The following is a 22,334-nucleotide window of genomic DNA, read 5'->3' as shown; positions in this document are numbered from 1 at the left end:
TGAGGCACAACGTCGGTGAGGGAAGACGTGAGCGACAACTCTGTAGTACTGCGGTACGGCGACGGCGAGTACACCTACCCGGTGATCGACAGCACCGTCGGTGACAAGGGCTTCGACATCGGAAAGCTCCGCGCCCAGACCGGTCTGGTGACGCTGGACAGCGGTTACGGCAACACCGCCGCGTACAAATCCGCCATTACCTACCTGGACGGCGAAGCGGGGATCCTGCGGTACCGCGGCTACCCGATCGAGCAGCTGGCCGAGCGCTCCACCTTCCTGGAGGTCGCCTACCTGCTGATCAACGGCGAGCTGCCGACGGTCGACCAGCTCTCGGCGTTCAAGAACGACATCACGCAGCACACCCTGCTGCACGAGGACGTCAAGAACTTCTACAAGGGCTTCCCGCGGGACGCCCACCCGATGGCCATGCTGTCCTCGGTCGTCTCGGCGCTGTCCACGTTCTACCAGGACAGCCACAACCCGTTCGACGAGCGCCAGCGCAACCTCTCCACCATCCGCCTGCTCGCCAAGCTCCCGACGATCGCGGCGTACGCGTACAAGAAGTCGATCGGTCACCCGTTCGTCTACCCGCGCAACGACCTCGGCTACGTCGAGAACTTCCTCCGCATGACCTTCTCGGTCCCCGCGCAGGAGTACGAGCTCGACCCGGTCGTGGTCTCCGCGCTCGACAAGCTGCTGATCCTGCACGCGGACCACGAGCAGAACTGCTCGACCTCCACGGTCCGCCTGGTCGGCTCCTCGCAGGCGAACATGTTCGCCTCGATCTCCGCCGGCATCAACGCCCTGTGGGGCCCGCTGCACGGCGGCGCCAACCAGTCCGTGCTGGAGATGCTGGAGGGCATCCGCGACTCCGGCGGCGACGTGGACTCCTTCATCCGCAAGGTGAAGAACAAGGAGGACGGCGTCCGCCTGATGGGCTTCGGCCACCGGGTCTACAAGAACTTCGACCCGCGCGCCAAGATCATCAAGGCCGCCGCGCACGACGTCCTCTCCGCGCTCGGCAAGTCCGACGAGCTGCTGGACATCGCCCTGAAGCTGGAGGAGCACGCGCTCTCCGACGACTACTTCGTCTCGCGCAGCCTCTACCCGAACGTCGACTTCTACACGGGCCTGATCTACCGGGCCATGGGCTTCCCGACCGAGATGTTCACGGTCCTGTTCGCCCTCGGCCGGCTGCCGGGCTGGATCGCCCAGTGGCACGAGATGATCAAGGAGCCGGGCTCCCGCATCGGCCGCCCGCGCCAGATCTACACGGGCGTGGTCGAGCGCGACTTCGTTCCCGTCGAGGAGCGCTGAGCCGCGGTACCGCTTCGGGCCCCCGTATCCGGTCGCCGGGTGCGGGGGCTTTCGCGTGTGCGGAGCGGACGGCGAAAGGAGCGGGCGGCGAAAAAAGAAGGCGCCCTGGAGCGCCGGTCCCCCCACGGGCCGACGACCAGGGCGCCTTCCCAGTCCCGGTTCGGATTCCCCCCACGGGATCCGGCCGGGCGTCTGTGAGGACAGCGCCTGAATCGCTGTGTGAGCACAACGAGCAGAACTCGCCGTACTGCTGGGTGTGCGATCTGCCGGGACAGCGCACGCCCGGGAGGGCCGCTCAAAGCTTCCCGGCGTACGTGCCCCGGCAACGCATCTCTGGAGAGGTCCCCCAAGACATCTCCAGATGCCAGGTGGCGCCCCCCAAGACGCTCCCTGACATCGTCAACTTAGACCTTCGAACCCCTTGAATGGTTACGTTCACATCACTGTGATCTGCGTCTCTTGCGTATGTCCGTTAGATGCGCAAGAGCCCGGATATGCCATCCGGACTCAAGCGTAAGGATGATGCGCGAGCCTTGTGAAGAGCTTATGTGAGCCGGGCCCGGGACTCCAGAGGGGCTCAAATCACGTTCGCCGCGAACTTAGGGCGAATTCGGGGTACTTCACCGGAATGTCCGCAGTCGCAGGCTGTTCGTGACGACGAAAACGGACGAGAAGGCCATCGCGGCCCCCGCGATCATCGGGTTCAGCAGCCCCGCGGCGGCCAGGGGCAGCGCCGCCACGTTGTAGCCGAAGGCCCACACGAGGTTGCCCTTGATCGTGGCCAGCGTCCGGCGGGACAGCCGGATCGCGTCCGCGGCCACCCGCAGGTCCCCGCGCACCAGCGTCAGATCGCCCGCCTCGATCGCCGCGTCCGTGCCGGTGCCCAGGGCCAGGCCCAGGTCGGCGGTGGCCAGCGCGGCCGCGTCGTTGACGCCGTCGCCCACCATGGCGACGACCCGGCCCTCGGCCTGCAGCCGCCGTACGGCGTCCACCTTGTCCTCGGGCAGGACCTCCGCCACCACCCGGTCGATCCCCACGGCGGCGGCCACCGCCTCGGCCACCGCCCGGTTGTCCCCGGTCAGCAGCACCGGCGTGAGCCCCAGCGCGCGCAGCTCGCGCACCGCCTCGGCGCTGGTCTCCTTCACCGCGTCCGCCACGGTCAGCACGGCCCGCGCCGTCCCGTCCCAGCCGACCGGCACCGCCGTGCGCCCGGCCCGCTCGGCCGCGTCCCGCGCGCGGGCCAGCTCCGGCGGTACGACGTCGAAGAGCCGCCCCACGGCGACCTCACGGCCCTCCACGCGCCCGCGTACGCCCCGCCCGGGGACGTTCCGGAACTCCTCGACCTCCGGGAGCTGCCCGGCCCTCTCCTCGGCGCCCAGGGCGATCGCCCGGGCCACGGGGTGCTCGGAGGCGTGCTCGACGGCGCCCGCGAGCCGCAGCACCTCCTTCTCGTCGGCCCCCTCGGCGAGGTGGACCTCCTGGAGGGTCATCCGGCCGGTGGTGACCGTGCCGGTCTTGTCCAGGACGACCGTGTCGATCCGGCGCGTGGACTCCAGGACCTCCGGGCCCTTGATGAGGATGCCGAGCTGGGCGCCCCGGCCCGTGCCGACCAGCAGCGCGGTCGGCGTGGCCAGGCCCAGCGCGCACGGGCAGGCGATGATCAGCACCGCGACGGCCGCGGTGAACGCGGCGACGCCGTCGCCGGTCAGCCCGAGCCACACCCCGGCCGTGGCGGCGGCGATCAGCAGCACGACCGGCACGAAGATCCCGGAGATCCGGTCGGCGAGCCGCTGCACCTCGGCCTTGCCGTTCTGCGCGTCCTCCACCAGCTTCGCCATCCGCGCGAGCTGCGTGTCGGCGCCGACCCGGGTGGCCTCGACGACGAGCCGGCCGCCCGCGTTGACCGTCGCGCCCGTGACCGTGTCCCCGGCCGCCACGTCCACCGGCACCGACTCGCCGGTCAGCATCGAGGCGTCCACCGCGGAGGTCCCCTCGACGACCGTGCCGTCGGTGGCGATCTTCTCGCCGGGCCGGACGACGAACCGGTCGCCGACGGCCAGCCGCTGCGCCGGGATCAGCACCTCGCGGCCGTCGCGGAGGACGGCGACCTCCTTGGCGCCCAGGTCCATGAGCGCCTTGAGGGCCGCTCCCGCGCGGCGCTTGGAGCGGGCCTCCAGGTAGCGGCCGAGCAGGATGAAGGCGGTGACGCCGGAGGCGACCTCCAGGTAGATCGAGGAGGCGCCGTCCCCGCGCGAGACGGTGAACTCGAAGGGGTGCCGCATGCCCGGCATGCCCGCGTCACCGAGGAACAGCGCCCACAGGGACCAGCCGAACGCGGCCAGCGTGCCCAGGGAGACCAGCGTGTCCATGGTGGCGGCGCCGTGCCGGGCGTTCGTCCACGCCGCGCGGTGGAAGGGCAGTCCGCCCCAGACGACGACCGGGGCGGCGAGGGTGAGGGAGAGCCACTGCCAGTTGTCGAACTGCACCGCCGGGACCATCGCCAGCAGGATCACCGGGACGGCGAGGGCGGCGGAGACGACGAGACGGCGGCGCAGCGCCGACAGCTCGGGATCCGTCTCCTCGGCCGCGGCCTCCTCCTCCCGCGGCGGCGCGGGCTCCTCGGCGGTGTACCCGGTCTTCACCACGGTGGCGATCAGATCGGCGACCTCGGTGCCCGCCGGGTAGGTGACGCGGGCCTTCTCGGTCGCGTAGTTCACCGTGGCCGTGACGCCGTCCATGCGGTTGAGCTTCTTCTCGACGCGGGCCGCGCAGGAGGCGCAGGTCATCCCGCCGATGAGCAGCTCGACCTCGGCGAGGGCGGGCTCGCCGTCCGTCGGTGCCTTGGCGGTGGTGCTGGTCATGTCCGTACTCCAGGTGGTGCGGTGCGCCCGGGAAGCGGAACGGGCCGTACGGGCCGGGGCGGCGGCGTACGGCCCGTACGTCGGTACGAGTGCCAGGGCCGACGGGTCTCAGACCTGGCTGCTTGCCCGGACCGGGGTCTCAGGCCCGGCCGGCCAGTTCGAAGCCGGCCTCGTCGACGGCGGCGCGCACGGCCTCGTCGTCGAGCGGGGCCGCCGAGACGACGGTGACCTCGCCGGTCTTGGCCACGGCCGTCACCGAACTGACGCCGGAGATCTGGGAGATCTCGCCGGAGACGGCGCCCTCGCAGTGGCCGCAGCTCATGCCGCTCACCTTGTAGACGGTGGTGACGGAGCCCGTGGTGTCGGTCTGGGCGGTCATGTCGTTACTCCTCGTCGAGGCGTGTGGGGCTGGGGGGTCCGCTGAGGGATCCTTACACCCCACTGTACCCCTAGGGGGTATGAGTTCACGCCGGGCGCCCGGCGAGCGGATAGCGTTCCTTGCCTGGCCGGTCACGAACGGAAGGCGGGTGGGTCCATGCGGGCCGTCGTGTTCGAGCGGTACGGGGAGACGGCCGAGGTGCGGGAGGTCGCCGATCCGCAGCCGGCGGAGCACGGGGTCGTCGTGCGCGTCGAGGCCACGGGGCTGTGCCGCAGCGACTGGCACGGCTGGCAGGGTCACGACCCCGACATCACCCTGCCGCACGTGCCCGGCCACGAACTCGCCGGGACCGTCGAGGCGGTGGGCGCCCGGGTGGGCCGGTGGCGGCCTGGCGACCGGGTCACCGTGCCGTTCGTCTGCGCCTGCGGCACCTGCCCGTCCTGCGCGGCCGGCGACCACCAGGTGTGCGAGCGCCAGACCCAGCCCGGCTTCACGCACTGGGGCTCCTTCGCCCAGTACGTGGCGCTGGACCACGCCGACGTGAACCTCGTGGCGCTCCCCGGGGACCTGTCCTTCACGACGGCGGCCTCCCTCGGCTGCCGGTTCGCCACGGCCTACCGGGCGGTGGTGCGGCAGGGCAGGGTCGCGGCGGGGGAGTGGGTGGCGGTGCACGGCTGCGGCGGGGTCGGGCTGTCGGCGGTGATGATCGCGGTGGCGTCGGGAGCGCGGGTCGTGGCCGTCGACGTGTCGGCCGCGGCCCTGGACCTGGCGCGGAGGTTCGGCGCCGCGCAGTGCGTGGACGCGCGAGCCGTGCCGGACACCGCGGCGGCGGTCCGCGACCTCACCGGCGGCGGCGCCCACCTCTCGCTGGACGCCCTCGGCTCACCGGTCACCTGCGCCGCCTCCGTGAACGGCCTGCGCCGCCGCGGTCGGCACGTCCAGGTCGGCCTGCTGCCCTCGCCGGACGGCACGACCCCCGTGCCGATGGCCCGTGCGATCGCCCTGGAGCTGGAACTCCTCGGCAGCCACGGCATGGCCGCGCACGGCTACCCGCCGATGCTGGAACTGGTCCGCGGCGGCGTGCTGCGCCCCGACCTGCTCGTGACGTCCACGATCCCCCTGGCCGAGGCCCCGTCCGCACTGGCCGCGATGGGGACGGCGCCGGGAGCGGGGGCGACGGTCATCGAGCCCTGGAGCTGACGGCCGGCGGACGGCTGCGCCAGGCGTCGCCGCGGCACGAGGACGGAGCGGAGAGCCGGCGGACGACCGTGCCCCACGCGGTGGTGGGGCACGGGATCGGGGCGGAGCGGATCAGTCGGCTCTTCGGGCGCGGTTGCCGGGCCGGGAGGCGACCCAGGCCCGGACGGTGTCGGCGTACCAGTAGGGTTTGCCGCCCTCGACGTGGTCGGGCGGGGGCAGCAGGCCGTGCTTGCGGTAGGACCGCACGGTGTCCGGCTGCACCCTGATGTGCGCGGCGATCTCCTTGTAGGACCAGAGCCTTCGGTCGGTCATGACGTGCACCTCCCCGCGAGCACCGCGGCGGCGGCCGGGGGCGGCCGTCCGGGGGAGCCGGGTGCTGCGCTGGCGATCAACAAGCCTGTGTCCGGTCAACGACGTCCCGTGACCCAGGGCAGGGCCTGTGCGCCGGGTGTGACGGAAGGTCCGCGTACACGCGACATGCGTGACACGAAGGGGGCGTTTGTGACACAGCCGGGGCAAAGGCGCGCGCCGGGGCGTCGGCGGGGCGCCTTGACGCGGCGCCCGGGGCAGGTGTTCAGCCGTCCAGCAGTCGCGAGGCCGTCAGGGCGAGGCTGACGTGCGACAGACCCGCAGGCTCCGTGATCTCGAAGCCGAACGCCTTGCCGATCAGTTCCAGGCGCCGCGCCACGCTGCTGTGACGCAGGTGCAGCAGCTCGGCGGCCCGGCGCAGGGAACCCGTGGCGCAATAGGCCTCCAGTGTCCGGAGGTCCTCCGGGGCGTCGGCGAGCCGGGCGATCGCGGCCACCTCGGCGTTGCCCCGTACGGCGTCCGCGGGTACCTCGGCGAGCAGGGCCAGCGCCCCCAGCTCGGTGTACGGCACCACCGGCCGGCGCGCGGTGCTGAAGCGGAGGGCCGTGCGGGCCTGCTGCCAGGACAGGCCGGGGCTCTCGGCGGCGCCGATGCCCGCCCGGACGCCGTCCGGGAACGCGGCCCGGTCCATGGTCGTGGCCAGGATGACGCCCACGCCGGCGACCGGTGCCGCCTTCACCGGGCGGGCCGGGCAGAGCCGGGCACCGATCCGGTCGAGCGGCAGTTCCGACCGCACGGCGACGACCCGGACCGGCAGCTCGGGGGCGAATCCCAGCAGCCGTAACGCCCGGGCCCGGGCCGCCTCGTCGCTGTCGCAGCTGACGGCCAGTTCGACGAGGGCGGGGTCGGCCATGGTGGTGCGGGCCGGCCCGTAGCGAGACCGTGCCGATCTCCTCGTCGTCAAGGGTGATCGCGACCGTGCTGGACCCGGGCGCGGGCGGAACGGGTGTCCGTCACCCTGCCAGGCGGCAGCCGTCTGGAGAGGCGGACCGGGGTCTGGGACCGAAGACTGCGATGTGAGGACCAGGTCGCGCCGAAAGCGCTGTCATGATCTGGTCCGAATGTCCGGACAAAACATTGACAGGGCTTCGTGAAGGGGGCTACAAAGCCGGGGAGAGCCGACACCGAGGGGACACCGATGGCGTACGACCTGATCACCATGGGGCGGATCGGAGTGGATCTGTATCCGCTGCAGACGGGCGTCCCGCTGCCGCAGGTCACGTCCTTCGGCAAGTTCCTCGGCGGTTCGGCGAGCAACGTCGCGGTCGCCGCGGCCCGCCTGGGACGGCACACCGCGGTGATCACCCGGACCGGCGACGACCCCTTCGGCACCTACCTCCACGAGGCCCTGAAGGGCTTCGGCGTGGACGACCGCTGGGTCACCCCCGTCCCCGGCCTCCCCACCCCGGTCACCTTCTGCGAGATCTTCCCGCCCGACGACTTCCCGCTGTACTTCTACCGGCAGCCCAAGGCCCCCGACCTGGAGATCGACGCCCACGAGCTCGACCTCGACGCGATCCGCGACGCCCGCGTCTTCTGGATCACCGGCACGGGCCTGAGCGAGGAACCCAGCCGGACGGCGACCCTCGCGGCCCTCGCCCACCGCGCCAAGTCCGGCACGACGGTCTTCGACCTCGACTGGCGCCCGATGTTCTGGACGGACCCCGAGGCCGCCCGCCCCTTCTACGAGGAGGCCCTGCGCCACACCACCGTCGCGGTCGGCAACCTCGACGAGGTGGAGGTCGCCACGGGCGTGCGCGAACCCCACGCCGCCGCCCGCGCCCTCCTGGACGCCGGTGTCGAACTGGCCGTGGTCAAGCAGGGCCCCAAGGGCGTGCTGGCCGTCAACAGCCGCGGCGAGAGCGCCGAGGTCCCGCCGCTGCCGGTGAACGTCCTCAACGGCCTCGGCGCCGGGGACGCCTTCGGCGGCTGTCTCGTCCACGGCCTGCTGGCCGGCTGGGACCTGGAGAAGACCATGCGGCACGCCAACGCCGCCGGCGCCATCGTGGCCTCCCGCCTGGAGTGCTCCTCGGCGATGCCCACGCCGGACGAGATCGAGGCGGCCGTCACCGCGGGGGTCGTCCAGTGAGCGTCGACGTCTGTGAACTCGTCCGGCTGCGCAGCCACCGCCCGGAGGCGATCGCCGAGGCCGCCGCCCGCCGCACCCGGCGCCCGCTGCTGAACGACACCGGCCGGCTGATGATCGTCGCCGCCGACCACCCGGCCCGCGGCGCCCTCGGCGTCGGCGGCCGCAGCATGGCCATGGCCAACCGCGCCGACCTCCTCGAACGGCTCTGCCTGGCCCTGTCCCGCCCGGGTGTGGACGGCGTCCTCGCCACCGCCGACATCCTCGACGACCTGCTGCTGCTCGGCGCGCTCGACGGCAAGGTCGTCATGGGCTCGATGAACCGCGGCGGCCTCCAGGGCGCCCGCTTCGAACTCGACGACCGCTTCACCGGCCACCGCCCCGAGGACATCGAGCGCCTCGGCTTCGACGCGGGCAAGCTGCTGCTGCGCATCGACTACGACGACCCGGGCTCGCTCACCACCCTGGAGTCCACCGCCCGGGCCGTCGACGCGATGGCGGCCCGCAAGCTCCCCGTCTTCGTCGAGCCGTTCATCAGCCGCCGCGACGAGACGGGCCGGCTGCGCAACGACCTGTCCGCCGAGGCCGTCACCCGGTCGATCGCCATCGCCTCGGGCCTCGGCGGCAGCTCCGCCTACACCTGGCTGAAGGTGCCGGTCACCGACAACCCCGACGACATGGCCGAGGTCATGGCGGCCTCCACACTGCCCGCCGTCCTGCTGGGCGGCGAGGTCGGGGGCTCCGCCGAGGAGCAAGCCGGGGCGTACGAGAAGTGGCGCGGCGCCCTGCAACTGCCCACCGTGCGCGGGCTGGTGGTCGGCCGCTCCCTGCTGTACCCGGCGGACGGCGACGTGGCCGCCGCCGTGGACACCGCCGTAGGACTGCTGTGAGGGCCGCTTCATGACCAGTGAGCTGTACGTCCCCAAGGGCACCACCTCCGACGTGAACTACGTCCTGGACATCGACCCCAAGCGGGCCGGCTGGACGCACAGCAGTCTGCGGATCGTGGAGCTGACGCCCCGCGGCACGCACACCTTCACCACCGGGGACAGCGAGTGGATCGTGCTGCCCCTGTCCGGCGCGTGCACCGTGCGCGTCGAGGACGAAGAGTTCACCCTCTCGGGCCGGGAGAACGTGTTCGCGTCGGTCACCGACTTCGCGTACGCGCCCCGTGACGCCCGGGTCCAGATCGCCTCCGGCGCGGGAGGCCGCTTTGCTTTGGCAGGAGCGAAGTGCGAGCGACAACTCCCCGCCCGCTACGGCCCCGCGCCGGAGGTCCCCGTCGAGGAACGCGGCAGCGGCACCTGCCTGCGCCGCGTCCGCAACTTCGCCTCGGCCGACGCCTTCGACTGCGACAAGCTCATCGCGGTCGAGGTGATCACACCCGGCGGCAACTGGTCCTCGTACCCGCCCCACAAGCACGACGAGCACCGGCCCGGCGAGGAGTCGGAGCTGGAGGAGATCTACTACTTCGAGATCGACGGCCCGAACGGTTTCGGCTACCAGCGCGTATTCCCCTCGCGTGAGGGCGGGTCCGACGTCCTAACGGAGGTCCGCTCCGGCGATGCCGTCCTCGTCCCCGACGGCTGGCACGGCCCGTCGATCGCCCAGCCCGGCCACGACATGTACTACCTGAACGTCATGGCCGGTCCGGGGGAGACGAGGGAGTGGCGGATCTGCTTCCACCCGGACCACACGGAGGGGTACCGATGACCACCCGCCTGACCGTCGCACAAGCGCTGGTCCGCTTCCTCGCCGCCCAGTACACCGAGCGCGACGGCGTACGGCAGCGGCTCATCGGCGCCACCTGGGGCATCTTCGGCCACGGCAACGTCGCCGGCCTCGGCCAGGCGCTGCTGGAGCACGCCGAGGAGATGCCGTACCACCAGGGCCGCAACGAACAGGCCATGGTGCACGCCGCGGTCGGCTACGCCCGCCAGTCCAACCGCCTCTCCACCCACGCGGTGACGACCTCCATCGGCCCGGGCGCCACCAACCTCGTCACCGGCGCCGCCCTCGCCACCATCAACCACCTGCCGGTGCTGCTCCTGCCCGGCGACATCTTCGCCACCCGCCCCGCCGACCCGGTCCTGCAGCAGCTCGAAGTGCCGTACGCCGGCGACGTGTCGGTCAACGACTGCCTGCGCCCGGTGTCGAGGTACTTCGACCGGATCACCCGCCCCGAGGCGCTGATCCCCTCGGCGCTGAACGCGATGCGCGTGCTCACCGACCCCGTCGAGACCGGCGCCGTCACCCTCGCCCTGCCGCAGGACGTGCAGGCGGAGGCGTACGACTGGCCCGAGGAGTTCTTCGCCGAGCGGGTGTGGACCGTCCGGCGCCCCGGTGCCGACCCGGCGGAACTGGCCGAGGCCGTGCGGACGATCCGGGCGGCCGAGCGGCCCCTGGTGGTCGCGGGCGGCGGCGTCCACCACAGCCGCGCCGAGGAGGCGCTCGCCGAGTTCGCCGAGACCACCGGCATCCCGGTCGCCTCCACCCAGGCCGGCAAGGGCTCCCTGCGCCACGACCACCCCCAGGACGTCGGCGGCATCGGCCACACCGGCACGGCCACGGCGGACGAACTGGCCCGCACGGCCGACCTGGTGATCGGCGTCGGCACCCGCTACACCGACTTCACCACCGCCTCCGGCACCCTCTTCGCCAACCCCGGCGTCCGGTTCCTGAACCTCAACATCGCCCCCTTCGACGGCCACAAGCTCGCCGGGCAGGCCCTGATCGCGGACGCCCGCAGCGGCCTTCAGGAGCTCACCGACGCCCTGCGCCTGCACGCGCACCGGGTCGCCGGCACCTACGCCACCGAGTACACCGAGGACAAGGAACGCTGGGAGCAGCGCGTCGACGCCTGCTACGAGGTGGACGAGCCCGACATCCGCCCGACCCAGCCGCAGGTCCTCGGCGCCCTGGACGAACTCGTCGACGAGTCGGACATCCTCATCAACGCGGCCGGCTCCCTCCCCGGCGACCTGCACAAACTGTGGCGGACCCGGTCCCGCGACCAGTACCACCTGGAGTACGGCTACTCCTGCATGGGCTACGAGATCCCGGCCGCGATCGGCGTGAAGCTGGCCGCCCCGGACCGGCCCGTGTGGGCGCTGGTCGGCGACGGCACGTACCTGATGATGCCGACGGAGATCGTCACGGCCGTGCAGGAGGGCGTCGCGATCAAGGTCCTGATCATCCAGAACCACGGCTACGCCTCGATCGGCGGCCTGTCCGAGTCGGTCGGCGGCGAGCGCTTCGGCACGGCGTACCGCTACCCGTCCGAGGACGGCACGTTCACCGGCCCGCCGCTGCCCGTGGACCTCGCCGCCAACGCGGCCAGCCTCGGCATGCGCGTACTGCGCGCCAAGACCGTGCGGGACCTGCGGGAGGCCCTCGCCGAGGCCCGGGCCGCCGACACTCCCACATGTGTCTACGTGGAGACCCAAACGGCAGACACAGTGTCGGGCGCGCCCCCGGCGCAGGCCTGGTGGGATGTACCCGTGGCCGAGACCGCGACACGACCGTCCGCGGTCAAGGCACGTGAGCTGTACGAACGGCACGTCTCCACCCGACGCCGCCATCTGTGAAGGAGTTCCCGGCCATGACGAAGATCGTCAACCACTGGATCGGCGGCAAGACCGTCGAAGGCGCCTCGGGCACGCACGGGCCGGTGACCAACCCGGCGACCGGCGAGGTCACGACGAAGGTCGCGTTCGCCTCGGTCGACGAGGTGGACGCGGCGGTCGCCGCAGCCAAGGAGGCCTTCGCGACCTGGGGCCAGTCCTCCCTGGCGCAGCGCACGTCCATCCTCTTCAAGTTCCGGGCGCTGCTCGACGCCCACCGCGACGAGATCGCGGAGCTGATCACCGCCGAGCACGGCAAGGTCCACTCCGACGCCCTCGGCGAGGTCGCCCGCGGCCTGGAGATCGTCGACCTGGCCTGCGGCATCAACGTGCAGCTGAAGGGCGAGCTGTCCACGCAGGTCGCGAGCCGCGTCGACGTCTCGTCGATCCGCCAGCCGCTCGGCGTCGTCGCGGGCATCACGCCGTTCAACTTCCCGGCGATGGTGCCGATGTGGATGTTCCCCATCGCCATCGCGTGCGGCAACACGTTCGTGCTGAAGCCGTCGGAGAAGGACCCGTCGGCGTCCGTCAAGCTCGCCGAACTGCTGGCGGAGGCCGGTCTGCCGGACGGCGTCTTCAACGTCGTCCACGGCGACAAGGTGGCCGTCGACCGCCTCCTGGAGCACCCGGACGTCAAGGCCGTCTCGTTCGTCGGCTCGACCCCGATCGCCCGCTACATCCACACCACCGCCTCCGCCAACGGCAAGCGCGTCCAGGCGCTCGGCGGCGCCAAGAACCACATGCTGGTCCTGCCGGACGCCGACCTGGACGCGGCCGCCGACGCGGCGGTGAGCGCGGCCTACGGCTCCGCGGGCGAGCGCTGCATGGCCATCTCCGCGGTCGTCGCGGTCGGCGCGATCGGCGACGAACTGGTGGAGAGGATCCGCGAGCGCGCCGAGAAGATCAAGATCGGCCCCGGCGACGACCCGACGTCGGAGATGGGCCCGCTGATCACGAAGGTCCACCGCGACAAGGTGGCCTCCTACGTCGAGGGCGCGGCGGCCGAGGGCTGCGAGGTCGTCCTGGACGGCACCGGCTACACCGTCGACGGCTTCGAGGACGGCCACTGGATCGGCATCTCCCTGCTCGACAAGGTCCCGACGTCCGCCAAGGCCTACCAGGACGAGATCTTCGGCCCGGTGCTGTGCGTGCTGCGCACGGAGACCTACGAGGAGGCCCTGGACCTCATCAACAACTCGCCGTTCGGCAACGGCACCGCGATCTTCACGCGGGACGGCGGCGCGGCCCGCCGCTTCCAGTTGGAGGTCGAGGCCGGCATGGTCGGCGTGAACGTCCCGATCCCGGTCCCCGTGGGCTACCACAGCTTCGGCGGCTGGAAGGACTCGCTCTTCGGCGACCACCACATCTACGGCAACGACGGCACGCACTTCTACACGCGCGGCAAGGTCGTCACCACGCGCTGGCCGGACCCGGCCGACGCCCCGGCGGGCGTGGACCTGGGCTTCCCGCGCAACCACTGAGATTTTTTCTCCGGGAGTGCGTGCGGTTCTCGCAGGCACTCCCGGACCTGTTCCTGTTGACAACTTGCACTCAAAAGGACAGTCGATCTGCCGGTTCGCTGCGGATTTCGTAGGTGAACAGCCATTGACGTGATGGTTTCCGTCGATGTTGCATCCCTCACGTGACCGACACCATCACCCCTGTCGAGGCCGCCGTCGCGCAGGCGTCGGGCGGCCCCAAGAAGCTGAAGCGCTCCATCGGAGTCGTCGGCGGCACCCTCCTGACCCTCTCCTGCGTCACCCCCGCCTCCACCCTCTTCGTGGTGGTCCCCGACCTGTTCGGCACGCTCGGCACCGCCACGGCCCTGACGATCGCCATCGGCTCGCTGCTCTGCATCGCCGTGGCGTTCTGCTACTCGGAGCTGGGCACCCTCGTCCCCAGCGCGGGCGGCGAGTACGCCATGGTCTCGACGCTGGCCGGACGCCTAGCGGGCTGGCTGGTCTTCGTGCTGTCCCTCCTGGTCGTGATGATCGTCCCGCCGGTCATCGCGATGGGCACGGCCGACTACCTCGCCCCGCTGGTCCACCTCGACCCGTCCTGGACGGGAGCCTCGGTGATGCTCCTCGCGACCCTCGCCGGCCTGCTCGACCTGCGGGCCAACGCGTGGATCACCGGCGTCTTCCTGGTCCTGGAGGTCATCGCGGCGGCGGTCGTGGCGGTCCTGGGCTTCACGCACGCCGAGCGCGGCGCGGACAGCCTGGTCTCGATGCAGGTGGCGGGCCCGGACGGCACCCCGGACACGGTGACCGCGCTCCTGGTGGTCTCCGGCCTCGCGATCGCCCTGTTCGTCACGCAGGGCTTCTCCACGGCGGTCTACCTCTCCGAGGAACTGGAGAACCCCCGCCGCACGGTGGCCCGTACGGTCCTGGCGACCCTCGCCATCTCCGCCGTCATCATCCTGGTCCCGGTCGCGGCCATCACCCTGGGCGCCCCCGACCTCGCCGCCCTCACCGGCGGGGACATCGGCACCATGGTCACCGCCTGGTCCAACACGGCCGTCGGCACGTTCGTCAGCCTCTGCGTGGCCCTCGCGATCATCAACGCCGGGATCGTCATGGTCATCCAGAACTCCCGCGTCCTGTTCGCCTCGGCCCGCGACAAGGCCTGGCCCACCCCGGTCAACACCCTCTTCTCCCGCCTCGGCCGCTTCGGCTCCCCCTGGGTCTCCACCCTCGCGGTCGGCGTCCCCGGCGCGGCCCTGTGCTTCGTGAACCTGGACACCCTCTACGGCGTCACGGGCGTCTCGGTGACGGGCATGTACCTCCTGGTCGCCGTCGCCGCCCTGCTCTCCCGCCACGGCACCCACAAGCACACCCCGGCCTGGCGCATGCCCCTGTGGCCCGCGGCCCCGCTCGTGCTCATCGTGGTCCTGGTCTACATCCTGACGCGGCAGGACCCGGCGTACCTGCTCTGGACGGGCGGCATCACGGCGGCGGCCACCCTGTACTGGGCCCTGTACCTCCGCCCGCGCAGGGAGACCCGCTGGCTGGTGTCAGTACCGGAGGCGTAGGGGCCTGCTCTTCAGGGGCGCGGGGAACTGCGCGAAAGGCCACAACGCACCCCGCGCCCGGCAACGCACAGCCCCCGCCGAGCTCGAAGCCGTACACCACCCGCAGTACGCCGCGAACTCCGTGTACACCCCTGGAAGGCCCCGCACTTCGGTCTCCGGTCGACAACTCATCGACAGGTTCACCCCGTACCGTTGACGCATGGATCTTCGACTGCCCGGACTGAACGGGCTGCTTCGGAGGCCTCGGAGGCTCCTTGCCGCCGGGGCCGCCGTCGTCGTTCTCGCGGGCGCGGGGACGTGGACGGCCGTCGCCGGCGACGAAGCGCCCCCGGTGCACCGCACGGACCGGCTCCTGGACACCGGGGACGGCGTGCGCATCGACACCTCCTTCTTCACCTCCGGAGGAGCCGGCCGCCGCCCCGCCGTCCTCCTCGGACACGGCTTCGGTGGCAGCAAGAACGACGTCCGGCAGCAGGCCCAGGACCTCGCCCGGGACGGCTACGCGGTGCTGACCTGGTCGGCCCGCGGCTTCGGCAAGTCGACCGGGAAGATCGGGCTGAACGACCCCAAGGGCGAGGTCGCCGACGTCTCCAAGCTCATCGACTGGCTGGCGCAGCAGCCCCAGGTCGAGCTCGACAAGAAGGGCGACCCCCGCGTCGGCATGGCCGGCGGTTCCTACGGCGGCGCCATCGCCCTGCTCACGGCCGGCCACGACCGGCGCGTGGACGCCATCGCCCCGGCGATCACGTACTGGAACCTCGCCGACGCGCTGTTCCCGAACGGCGTGTTCAAGAAGCTGTGGGCCGGCATCTTCGTCAACTCCGGCGGCGGCTGCGAGAAGTTCGAGCCCGCGCTGTGCCGGATGTACGAGCGGGTCGCCGAGTCCGGCAAGCCCGACGCCGAGGCGCGCAAGCTGCTGGACGAGCGGTCGCCGTCGGCCGTCGGCAAGGACATCAAGGTGCCGACGCTGCTGATGCAGGGCCAGTCCGACTCCCTCTTCCCGCTCGGCCAGGCCGACCAGGCGGCGAAGGCCATCCGCGCGAACGGCGCCCCCGTCGACGTCGACTGGATCGCCGGCGGCCACGACGGCGGCGACATGGAGACCGGCCGCGTCCAGGACCGCGTGAAGACCTGGTTCGACCGCTACCTGAAGGACGACAAGAGCGCCGACACCGGCCCCGCCTTCCGCGTCACCCGCACCCTCGGCCTGGGCTCCGGCGACGGCGAACCCCGCCTCACCGGCGTGACCTCGGACCGCTACCCCGGCCTGGAGAGCAAGCAGCGCTCCATCGCCCTGACCGGCCGCGAGCAGAGCTTCGACAACCCGCCCGGCGCCAGCCCGCCCGGCGTCTCCGCCCTCCCCGGCCTCGGCGGCGCCGGCGGCCTGAGCCAGCTGTCCACCCTCGGCATCGGCGTCTCCCTCGACTTCCCCGGCCAGTTCGCCGCCTTCGAGTCCGCGCCGTTCCACGAGGACCTCCAGATCACCGGCTCGCCCACCGCCACCGTCCATGTGAAGTCCACCAGCGACGACGCCGTCCTCTTCGCCAAGGTCTACGACGTCGGCCCCGGCGGCACCCAGCCGGTGCTGCCCTCCCAGCTCGTCACCCCCGTCAGGGTCGAGGGCGCCAAGGCCGGCAAGGACGTCACCATCACCCTCCCGGCGATCGACCACGAGATCGACGACGGCCACCGCCTGCGCCTGGTCCTCGCCTCCACCGACCTCGGCTACGCCTCCCCGGCGGCCCCGGCGACCTACACCGTCTCCCTCAAGGGCGACCTGAAGGTCCCCTCGGGCCTCGGCCAGAGCAACACGCAGGGCCCGCTGCCCGCCTGGGTGTGGTGGCTGCCGCTGGCCGGCGCCGGCATCGCCCTGGCGCTGGTCCTCACGGGCCGCCGCCGTACCGCCGCCCCGGCACCGCCGGACCCCGAACTCGCCGAGGTCCCCCTCCAGATCACCGGCCTGACCAAGCGGTACGCCAAGTCCTCCGACCGGTACGCCGTCAAGGACCTGTCCTTCCGCGTGGAGAAGGGCCAGGTCCTGGGCCTCCTCGGCCCCAACGGAGCGGGCAAGACGACCACCCTGCGCATGCTGATGGGACTCATCAAGCCCGACGGCGGCGAGATCCGCGTCTTCGGCCACGCCATCAGCGCGGGCGCCCCGGTGCTCTCCCGGGTCGGCGCCTTCGTCGAGGGCGCGGGCTTCCTGCCGCACCTGTCCGGCCGCGAGAACCTGGAGCTGTACTGGCGCGCCACCGGCCGCCCCGCCGAGGACGCGCACATGGAGGAGGCCCTGCAGATCGCGGGCCTGGGCGACGCCCTCGCCCGGGCGGTGCGCACCTACTCCCAGGGCATGCGCCAGCGCCTCGCCATAGCCCAGGCCATGCTCGGCCTGCCCGACCTGCTCATCCTCGACGAGCCGACCAACGGCCTCGACCCGCCCCAGATCCGCGAGATGCGCGAGGTGATGATCCGCTACGCCGCCGCCGGCCGCACGGTCATCGTCTCCAGCCACCTCCTCGCCGAGGTGGAGCAGACCTGCACCCACCTGGTCGTGATGGACCACGGGCAGCTCGTCCAAGCGGGCCCGGTGGCGGACATCGTCGGCTCGGGCGACACGCTCCTGGTGGGCACGGCCACGCCGGTGGACGAGCCCGTCGTCGAGAAGGTCGCCGCGCTGCCGGGCGTCGCCTCGGCCGTACGCGCCGACGAGGGCCTCCTCGTCCAGCTCGACGCCGACGGCACCCCGCAGCGCCTGGTCGCCGACCTCGTACGGCTGGACGTGGCCGTGCGCTCGGTCGGCCCGCACCGCCGCCTGGAGGACGCCTTCCTCACCCTGATCGGAGCCGAAGCATGAGCACGCTCGCCGAGCCGCCCGTCGAGGTCGCCGACGGCTACCGCGCGGGCCGCACCCTGCCCTTCCGCGTCGAGCTGGTCCGGCAGCTGAAGCGGCGCCGCACCCAGGTCATGGGCGGCGTCCTGTTCGCCCTGCCGCTCGTCCTGCTCGTCGCCTTCCAGGTCGGCGGCGAGCCGGGCGGCGGCAACCAGCGCGTGAACCTCATGGACACGGCGACCGCGTCCGGAGCCAACTTCGCCGCGGTCAACCTCTTCGCCTCCGCCGGGTTCCTGCTCGTCATCCCCGTCGCCCTGTTCTGCGGCGACACGGTCGCCTCGGAGGCGAGCTGGTCGTCCCTGCGCTACCTGCTCGCGGCGCCCGTGCCCCGGGCCCGGCTGCTGTGGTCCAAGCTCTCCGTGGGGCTCACCCTCAGCCTGGCCGCGCTCGTCCTGCTGCCGGTCGTCGCCCTGGCCGTCGGCACGGCCGCCTACGGCTGGGGCCCGCTCCAGCTGCCCACCGGCGGCACGCTCCCGACCGGCACCGCCGCCCAGCGCCTGCTGATCGTCGTCGCGTACATCATGGTGTCCCAACTGGTCACCGCCGCCCTGGCGTTCTGGCTGTCGACCCGCACGGACGCCCCGCTCGGCGCGGTCGGCGGCGCGGTGTTCCTCACCATCATCGGCAGCGTCCTCGACGAGGTGACGGCCCTCGGCGACTGGCGCGACTTCCTGCCCGCGCACTGGCAGTACGCCTGGCTCGACGCCGTCCAGCCGCAGTTGCAGTGGACGGACATGATCCAGGGCACCTCGATCTCGGTAACGTACGCGCTCGTGCTGTTCGCCCTGGCCTTCCGCGGTTTCGCCCGCAAGGACGTCGTCTCCTAGGTCAACGGAGGATCACCCACCGGTCTCGAACGGCCGCCTCCGTGGCCGCTTCGAGACGCTTCCGCAACGCTCCGTACCGCACGTTCCGGCCCCCCGCGCCGTCACAGTCGCAAGAAGCGCGACACCAACGGACCCAGGGGGTACGGACGATGGAGCGGTACCGGACGCGAAAACTGCTGCTCGCCCTCACGGCGGCGGGCGGCCTGCTGCTCACCGCGTGCAGCGGGGGCGGCGACACCGGCGAGGGCAGCAAGGCCGCCGACCGCCCGGAGTACGGCGCGGGCGAACCCGCACCCGCCCACGGCGACGAGGACGGCACGAGCGAGCGGGACGACCTCCGCGAAGACCCCGGCCACCTCTCCACCTTCGCCCTCGACGTCGACACCGCCTCCTACGACTACACCCGCCGCGCCCTCGCCGACGGCCGCCTGCCCGACCCGTCGACGGTCCGCCCCGAGGAGTTCGTCAACAGCTTCCGCCAGGACTACGAACGCCCCGACGGCGACGGCTTCTCGGTCACCGTCGACGGCGCCCGCACCGACGACGAGGACTGGTCCCTGGTCCGCGTCGGCCTCGCCACCCGCACCGCGGAACGCGGCGGCGAACGCCCGCCCGCCGCCCTGACGTTCGTCATCGACGTCTCCGGCTCCATGGCCGAACCGGGCCGCCTGGACCTCGCCCAGGAGTCCCTCGCCGTGATGACGGACCGGCTGCGCGACGACGACTCGGTCGCGCTCGTCACCTTCAGCGACGAGGCCGAGACCGTCCTGCCCATGACCCGCCTCGACGGCAACCGCGACGAGATCCAGGACGCCATCGACGACCTGGACATCCAGAACTCCACCAACCTCGGCGCCGGCGTCGAGACCGGCTACGAGACCGCCGTCGAGGGCCTGCGCGAAGGCGCCACCAACCGGGTCGTCCTGGTCTCCGACGCCCTCGCCAACACCGGCGACACCGACGCGGACAGCATCCTGGAGAAGATCGCCGGCGAACGCCGCGAGCACGGCATCACCCTCTTCGGCGTCGGCGTCGGCAGCGACTACGGCGACGCCCTCATGGAGACCCTCGCCGACAAGGGCGACGGCCACACCGTCTACGTCTCCGACGAGGACGAGGCCCGCAAGGTCTTCTGCGAGGACCTCCCGCGCCACATCGACCTCACCGCCCGCGACGCCAAGGCCCAGGTCGCCTTCGACCCGGAGACGGTCGAGGAGTTCCGCCTGATCGGCTACGACAACCGCCGGGTCGCCGACGAGGACTTCCGCGACGACCGCGTCGACGGCGGCGAGGTCGGCCCCGGCCACACCGTCACCGCGCTGTACGCCGTCCGCACCGAGCCCGGCGCGGAGGGCCACCTCGCCACCGCCACCGTCCGCTGGCTCGACCCCGACACCCGCGCCCCGCACGAGGAGAGCGGCGACCTGGAGGCCGACGCCCTCGACGACTCCGTCTGGAGCGCGAGCCGCGGCCTGAAGACCGCCGCCACGGCCGCCTACTTCGCCGACGCCCTCGGCGACGACGGCCCCTCCCTGCCCGGCGCCCCGCGGCTCGGCGAACTCTCCGAGCGCGCCGACGACCTCGCGGACCGCACGGAGGACGAGGAGATCCGCCGCCTCGCCGAGGCGATCGGCACCGCGAACCGCCTGAAGTGACCCCGGCCCATTGACCTATCCTTACGCATGAGTAAGTTGACTCCAGAGTAAGTACTCGTGCGGGCACGTGCGTACGAGCGGCAGCACGTCAGCCTCATCCACGACCGGGAGCCGTCATGGGCGTACGCAAGGATCTGAAACGGGCGAAGCAGCGCACCGACCTGGCGATCCGCACGAAGGCGGAGACCGTCCGGGACGAGCGGGGCGTCGTCCGCGAGGCCCGCGTGGCCCCCCTCGCGCCCCGCCCGACGACCGGCAGCATCGCCGACCTCCCGTACACCAACGCGGCCGAGGCCCCCGACGCCGTGGTCCTGCGCCGCGAACGGCACGGCACCTGGCAGCCCGTCACGGCGGCGGCGTTCGCCCGCGAGGTCACCGCCGTGGCCAAGGGCCTGATCGCGGCCGGCCTCGAACCGGGCGGCCGCGTCGCGGTGATGTCCCGCACCCGCTACGAGTGGACGGTCCTGGACTTCGCGATCTGGTCCGCCGGCGGCCAGACCGTCCCGGTCTACGCCACCTCCTCCGCCGACCAGGTGGAGTGGATCGTCCGCGACTCGGGCGCCCGCCACGTCGTCACGGAGACGGCCGAGAACGCCGACACGGTCCTGACCGGCACGGCGGACCACCCGCGGCCCCCGCGCGTCTGGCAACTCGACGGCGGCGCCCTCGACGACCTCACCGCCCTCGGCCGGGACGTGGCCGACGAGGAGGTCACCAAGCGCCGTACGGCCCTGGCCCCCGACACCACCGCGACTCTCTGCTACACCTCCGGCACCACCGGCCGCCCCAAGGGCTGCGTCCTCACCCACGCCAACCTGCACGCCGAGGCGGCCAACACCGTCGAACTGCTGCACCCCATGTTCAAGGAGGTCACCGGCGAGACCGCCTCGACGCTCCTCTTCCTGCCGCTCGCGCACATCCTCGGCCGCACCCTGCAGATCGCCTGCCTGATGGGCCGCATCGAGATCGGCCACTGCCCGAGCATCAAACCCGACGAACTCCGCCCGGCCCTCAGGGCGTTCCGCCCCACTTTCCTGGTCGGCGTCCCGTACCTGTTCGAGAAGATCCACGACACCGGCCGCGCCACCGCCGAGAGGCTCGGCCGCGGCTCCTCCTTCGACCGCGCCCACCGCATCGCCGTCCGCTTCGGCCAGGCCCACATGAACCAGTTCCTGGGCCGCGGCAAGGGACCGGGCCCGGGCCTGCGCGCCGCCCACGCCCTGTACGACCTGCTCGTCTACCGCCGCATCCGCAAGGAACTCGGCGGCCGCCTGCGCTACGCCATCAGCGGCGGCAGCCCCCTGGACCGCGAGCTCAACCTCTTCTTCTACGCGGCCGGCATCCTCATCTACGAGGGCTACGGCCTCACCGAGACGACCGCCGCCGCCACCATCGTCCCGCCCCTGGCCCCCCGCCCCGGCACGGTCGGCCTGCCGGTCCCCGGCACCGCCGTCCGCATCGCCGACGACGGCGAGGTCCTCGTCAAGGGCGGCATCGTCTTCGGCGCCTACTGGAACAACCCGGCCGCGACCGGCGAGGTCCTGGACGACGGCTGGTTCGCCACCGGCGACCTCGGCTCCCTCGACGAGGACGGCTACCTCACCATCACCGGCCGCAAGAAGGACATCCTCGTCACCACCGGCGGCAAGAACGTCTCCCCGGCCGTCCTGGAGGACCGCCTGCGCAGCCGCCCACCCGTCGGCCAGTGCCTCGTCGTCGGCGACAACCGCCCCTACGTCGCCGCCCTGATCACCCTCGACCCCGACGCCCTCGCCCACTGGCTCGCCGTCCGCAGACTGCCCGCCGACACCCCGCTGTCCGAACTCGTCCACGACGAACGCCTGCGCGCCGACGTCCAGAAGGCCGTGGACCACGCCAACGAGGCCGTCTCGCGCGCCGAGTCGATCCGCGCCTTCGCCCTCGTCGAGGGCGACTTCACCGAGGAGAACGGGCTGCTGACCCCGTCCCTGAAGGTCAAGCGCCGGGCGGCGACGGCCGCGTACGCGGAGCAGATCGAGGCGCTGTACGCGGGCCGGGCCTGACCGCAAAGGAGGGCGGGCCGCCGAGCAGTCGCTCGGCGGCCCGCCCCTTCGGAG

General features: G+C 72.2%; 16 protein-coding genes. 12 read left to right on the top strand and 4 right to left on the bottom strand.

Translation table 11 applies throughout. The annotated features are described in order from the left end of the window. Nucleotides 1-27: 27 nt before the first annotated feature. The gene (locus C1703_RS13700) at nt 28-1,317 is read left to right on the top strand and encodes a citrate synthase (RefSeq protein ID WP_114252723.1); all 1,290 of its coding nucleotides are present in this window, start codon (nt 28-30) and stop codon (nt 1,315-1,317) included. Between the two features lie 620 nt (nt 1,318-1,937). Here the strand turns inward: C1703_RS13700 and C1703_RS13695 are convergent. Then, complete coding sequence (locus tag C1703_RS13695; protein WP_114252721.1) at nt 1,938-4,178, bottom strand: heavy metal translocating P-type ATPase; 2,241 nt, start codon at nt 4,176-4,178, stop codon at nt 1,938-1,940. A 139-nt stretch (nt 4,179-4,317) separates the two neighbouring features. After that, the gene (locus C1703_RS13690) at nt 4,318-4,557 is read right to left on the bottom strand and encodes a heavy-metal-associated domain-containing protein (protein ID WP_114252719.1); all 240 of its coding nucleotides are present in this window, start codon (nt 4,555-4,557) and stop codon (nt 4,318-4,320) included. 156 nt (nt 4,558-4,713) lie between these two features. On the opposite strand from C1703_RS13690, the gene C1703_RS13685 reads away from it, so the two are divergent. Continuing rightward, on the top strand, nt 4,714-5,757 hold the full coding sequence (locus C1703_RS13685; protein ID WP_114252717.1) for a zinc-dependent alcohol dehydrogenase family protein: 1,044 nt from the start codon (nt 4,714-4,716) through the stop codon (nt 5,755-5,757). A gap of 111 nt (nt 5,758-5,868) precedes the next feature. Here the strand turns inward: C1703_RS13685 and C1703_RS13680 are convergent, their stop codons facing one another. Further along, nucleotides 5,869-6,069 (bottom strand): MerR family transcriptional regulator, encoded by a 201-nt coding sequence (locus tag C1703_RS13680; protein WP_114252715.1) that lies wholly within the window; start codon nt 6,067-6,069, stop codon nt 5,869-5,871. Between the two features lie 262 nt (nt 6,070-6,331). After that, nucleotides 6,332-6,979 carry a helix-turn-helix domain-containing protein gene (locus C1703_RS13675; RefSeq protein WP_114252713.1) on the bottom strand — a complete coding sequence of 216 codons (648 nt, stop codon included), beginning with the start codon at nt 6,977-6,979 and terminating at the stop codon, nt 6,332-6,334. A gap of 285 nt (nt 6,980-7,264) precedes the next feature. Here C1703_RS13675 and iolC point away from each other — a divergent pair, with 285 nt between their 5' ends. The 10 genes from iolC to C1703_RS13625 all read left to right on the top strand — a co-directional run bounded on the left by iolC (nt 7,265) and on the right by C1703_RS13625 (nt 22,280). After that, nucleotides 7,265-8,215, top strand: coding sequence for a 5-dehydro-2-deoxygluconokinase (gene iolC / locus C1703_RS13670; RefSeq protein ID WP_114252711.1), 951 nt, complete (start codon nt 7,265-7,267; stop codon nt 8,213-8,215). Continuing rightward, nucleotides 8,212-9,102 (top strand): deoxyribose-phosphate aldolase, encoded by an 891-nt coding sequence (locus C1703_RS13665; protein WP_114252709.1) that lies wholly within the window; start codon nt 8,212-8,214, stop codon nt 9,100-9,102. The genes iolC and C1703_RS13665 overlap by 4 nt, the downstream gene beginning before the upstream one ends. 10 nt (nt 9,103-9,112) lie before the next feature. After that, nucleotides 9,113-9,925, top strand: coding sequence for a 5-deoxy-glucuronate isomerase (gene iolB / locus C1703_RS13660; protein WP_114252707.1), 813 nt, complete (start codon nt 9,113-9,115; stop codon nt 9,923-9,925). After that, on the top strand, nt 9,922-11,799 hold the full coding sequence (iolD, locus tag C1703_RS13655) for a 3D-(3,5/4)-trihydroxycyclohexane-1,2-dione acylhydrolase (decyclizing) (RefSeq protein ID WP_114252705.1): 1,878 nt from the start codon (nt 9,922-9,924) through the stop codon (nt 11,797-11,799). The genes iolB and iolD overlap by 4 nt, the downstream gene beginning before the upstream one ends. Before the next feature lie 14 nt (nt 11,800-11,813). Further along, on the top strand, nt 11,814-13,316 hold the full coding sequence (mmsA, locus tag C1703_RS13650) for a CoA-acylating methylmalonate-semialdehyde dehydrogenase (protein ID WP_114252703.1): 1,503 nt from the start codon (nt 11,814-11,816) through the stop codon (nt 13,314-13,316). A gap of 161 nt (nt 13,317-13,477) precedes the next feature. Further along, nucleotides 13,478-14,866 carry an APC family permease gene (locus tag C1703_RS13645; protein ID WP_114252702.1) on the top strand — a complete coding sequence of 463 codons (1,389 nt, stop codon included), beginning with the start codon at nt 13,478-13,480 and terminating at the stop codon, nt 14,864-14,866. A gap of 199 nt (nt 14,867-15,065) precedes the next feature. Beyond that, nucleotides 15,066-17,720, top strand: coding sequence for a CocE/NonD family hydrolase (locus C1703_RS13640; protein ID WP_114252701.1), 2,655 nt, complete (start codon nt 15,066-15,068; stop codon nt 17,718-17,720). After that, nucleotides 17,717-18,583: an ABC transporter permease subunit gene (locus C1703_RS13635; protein WP_114252699.1), complete on the top strand. Its 867-nt coding sequence runs from the start codon at nt 17,717-17,719 to the stop codon at nt 18,581-18,583. The genes C1703_RS13640 and C1703_RS13635 overlap by 4 nt, the downstream gene beginning before the upstream one ends. A 149-nt stretch (nt 18,584-18,732) precedes the next feature. Further along, the gene (locus tag C1703_RS13630) at nt 18,733-20,238 is read left to right on the top strand and encodes a von Willebrand factor type A domain-containing protein (RefSeq protein ID WP_114252697.1); all 1,506 of its coding nucleotides are present in this window, start codon (nt 18,733-18,735) and stop codon (nt 20,236-20,238) included. A 116-nt stretch (nt 20,239-20,354) separates the two neighbouring features. Next, nucleotides 20,355-22,280 carry an AMP-dependent synthetase/ligase gene (locus tag C1703_RS13625; RefSeq protein ID WP_114252695.1) on the top strand — a complete coding sequence of 642 codons (1,926 nt, stop codon included), beginning with the start codon at nt 20,355-20,357 and terminating at the stop codon, nt 22,278-22,280. Nucleotides 22,281-22,334 lie beyond the last annotated feature (54 nt).

This window comes from Streptomyces sp. Go-475, from assembly GCF_003330845.1.
Lineage (GTDB): Bacteria > Actinomycetota > Actinomycetes > Streptomycetales > Streptomycetaceae > Streptomyces.
The sequence above is the reverse complement of the archived record's forward strand: the minus strand, read 5'-3'. Positions and strand labels throughout refer to the sequence as shown.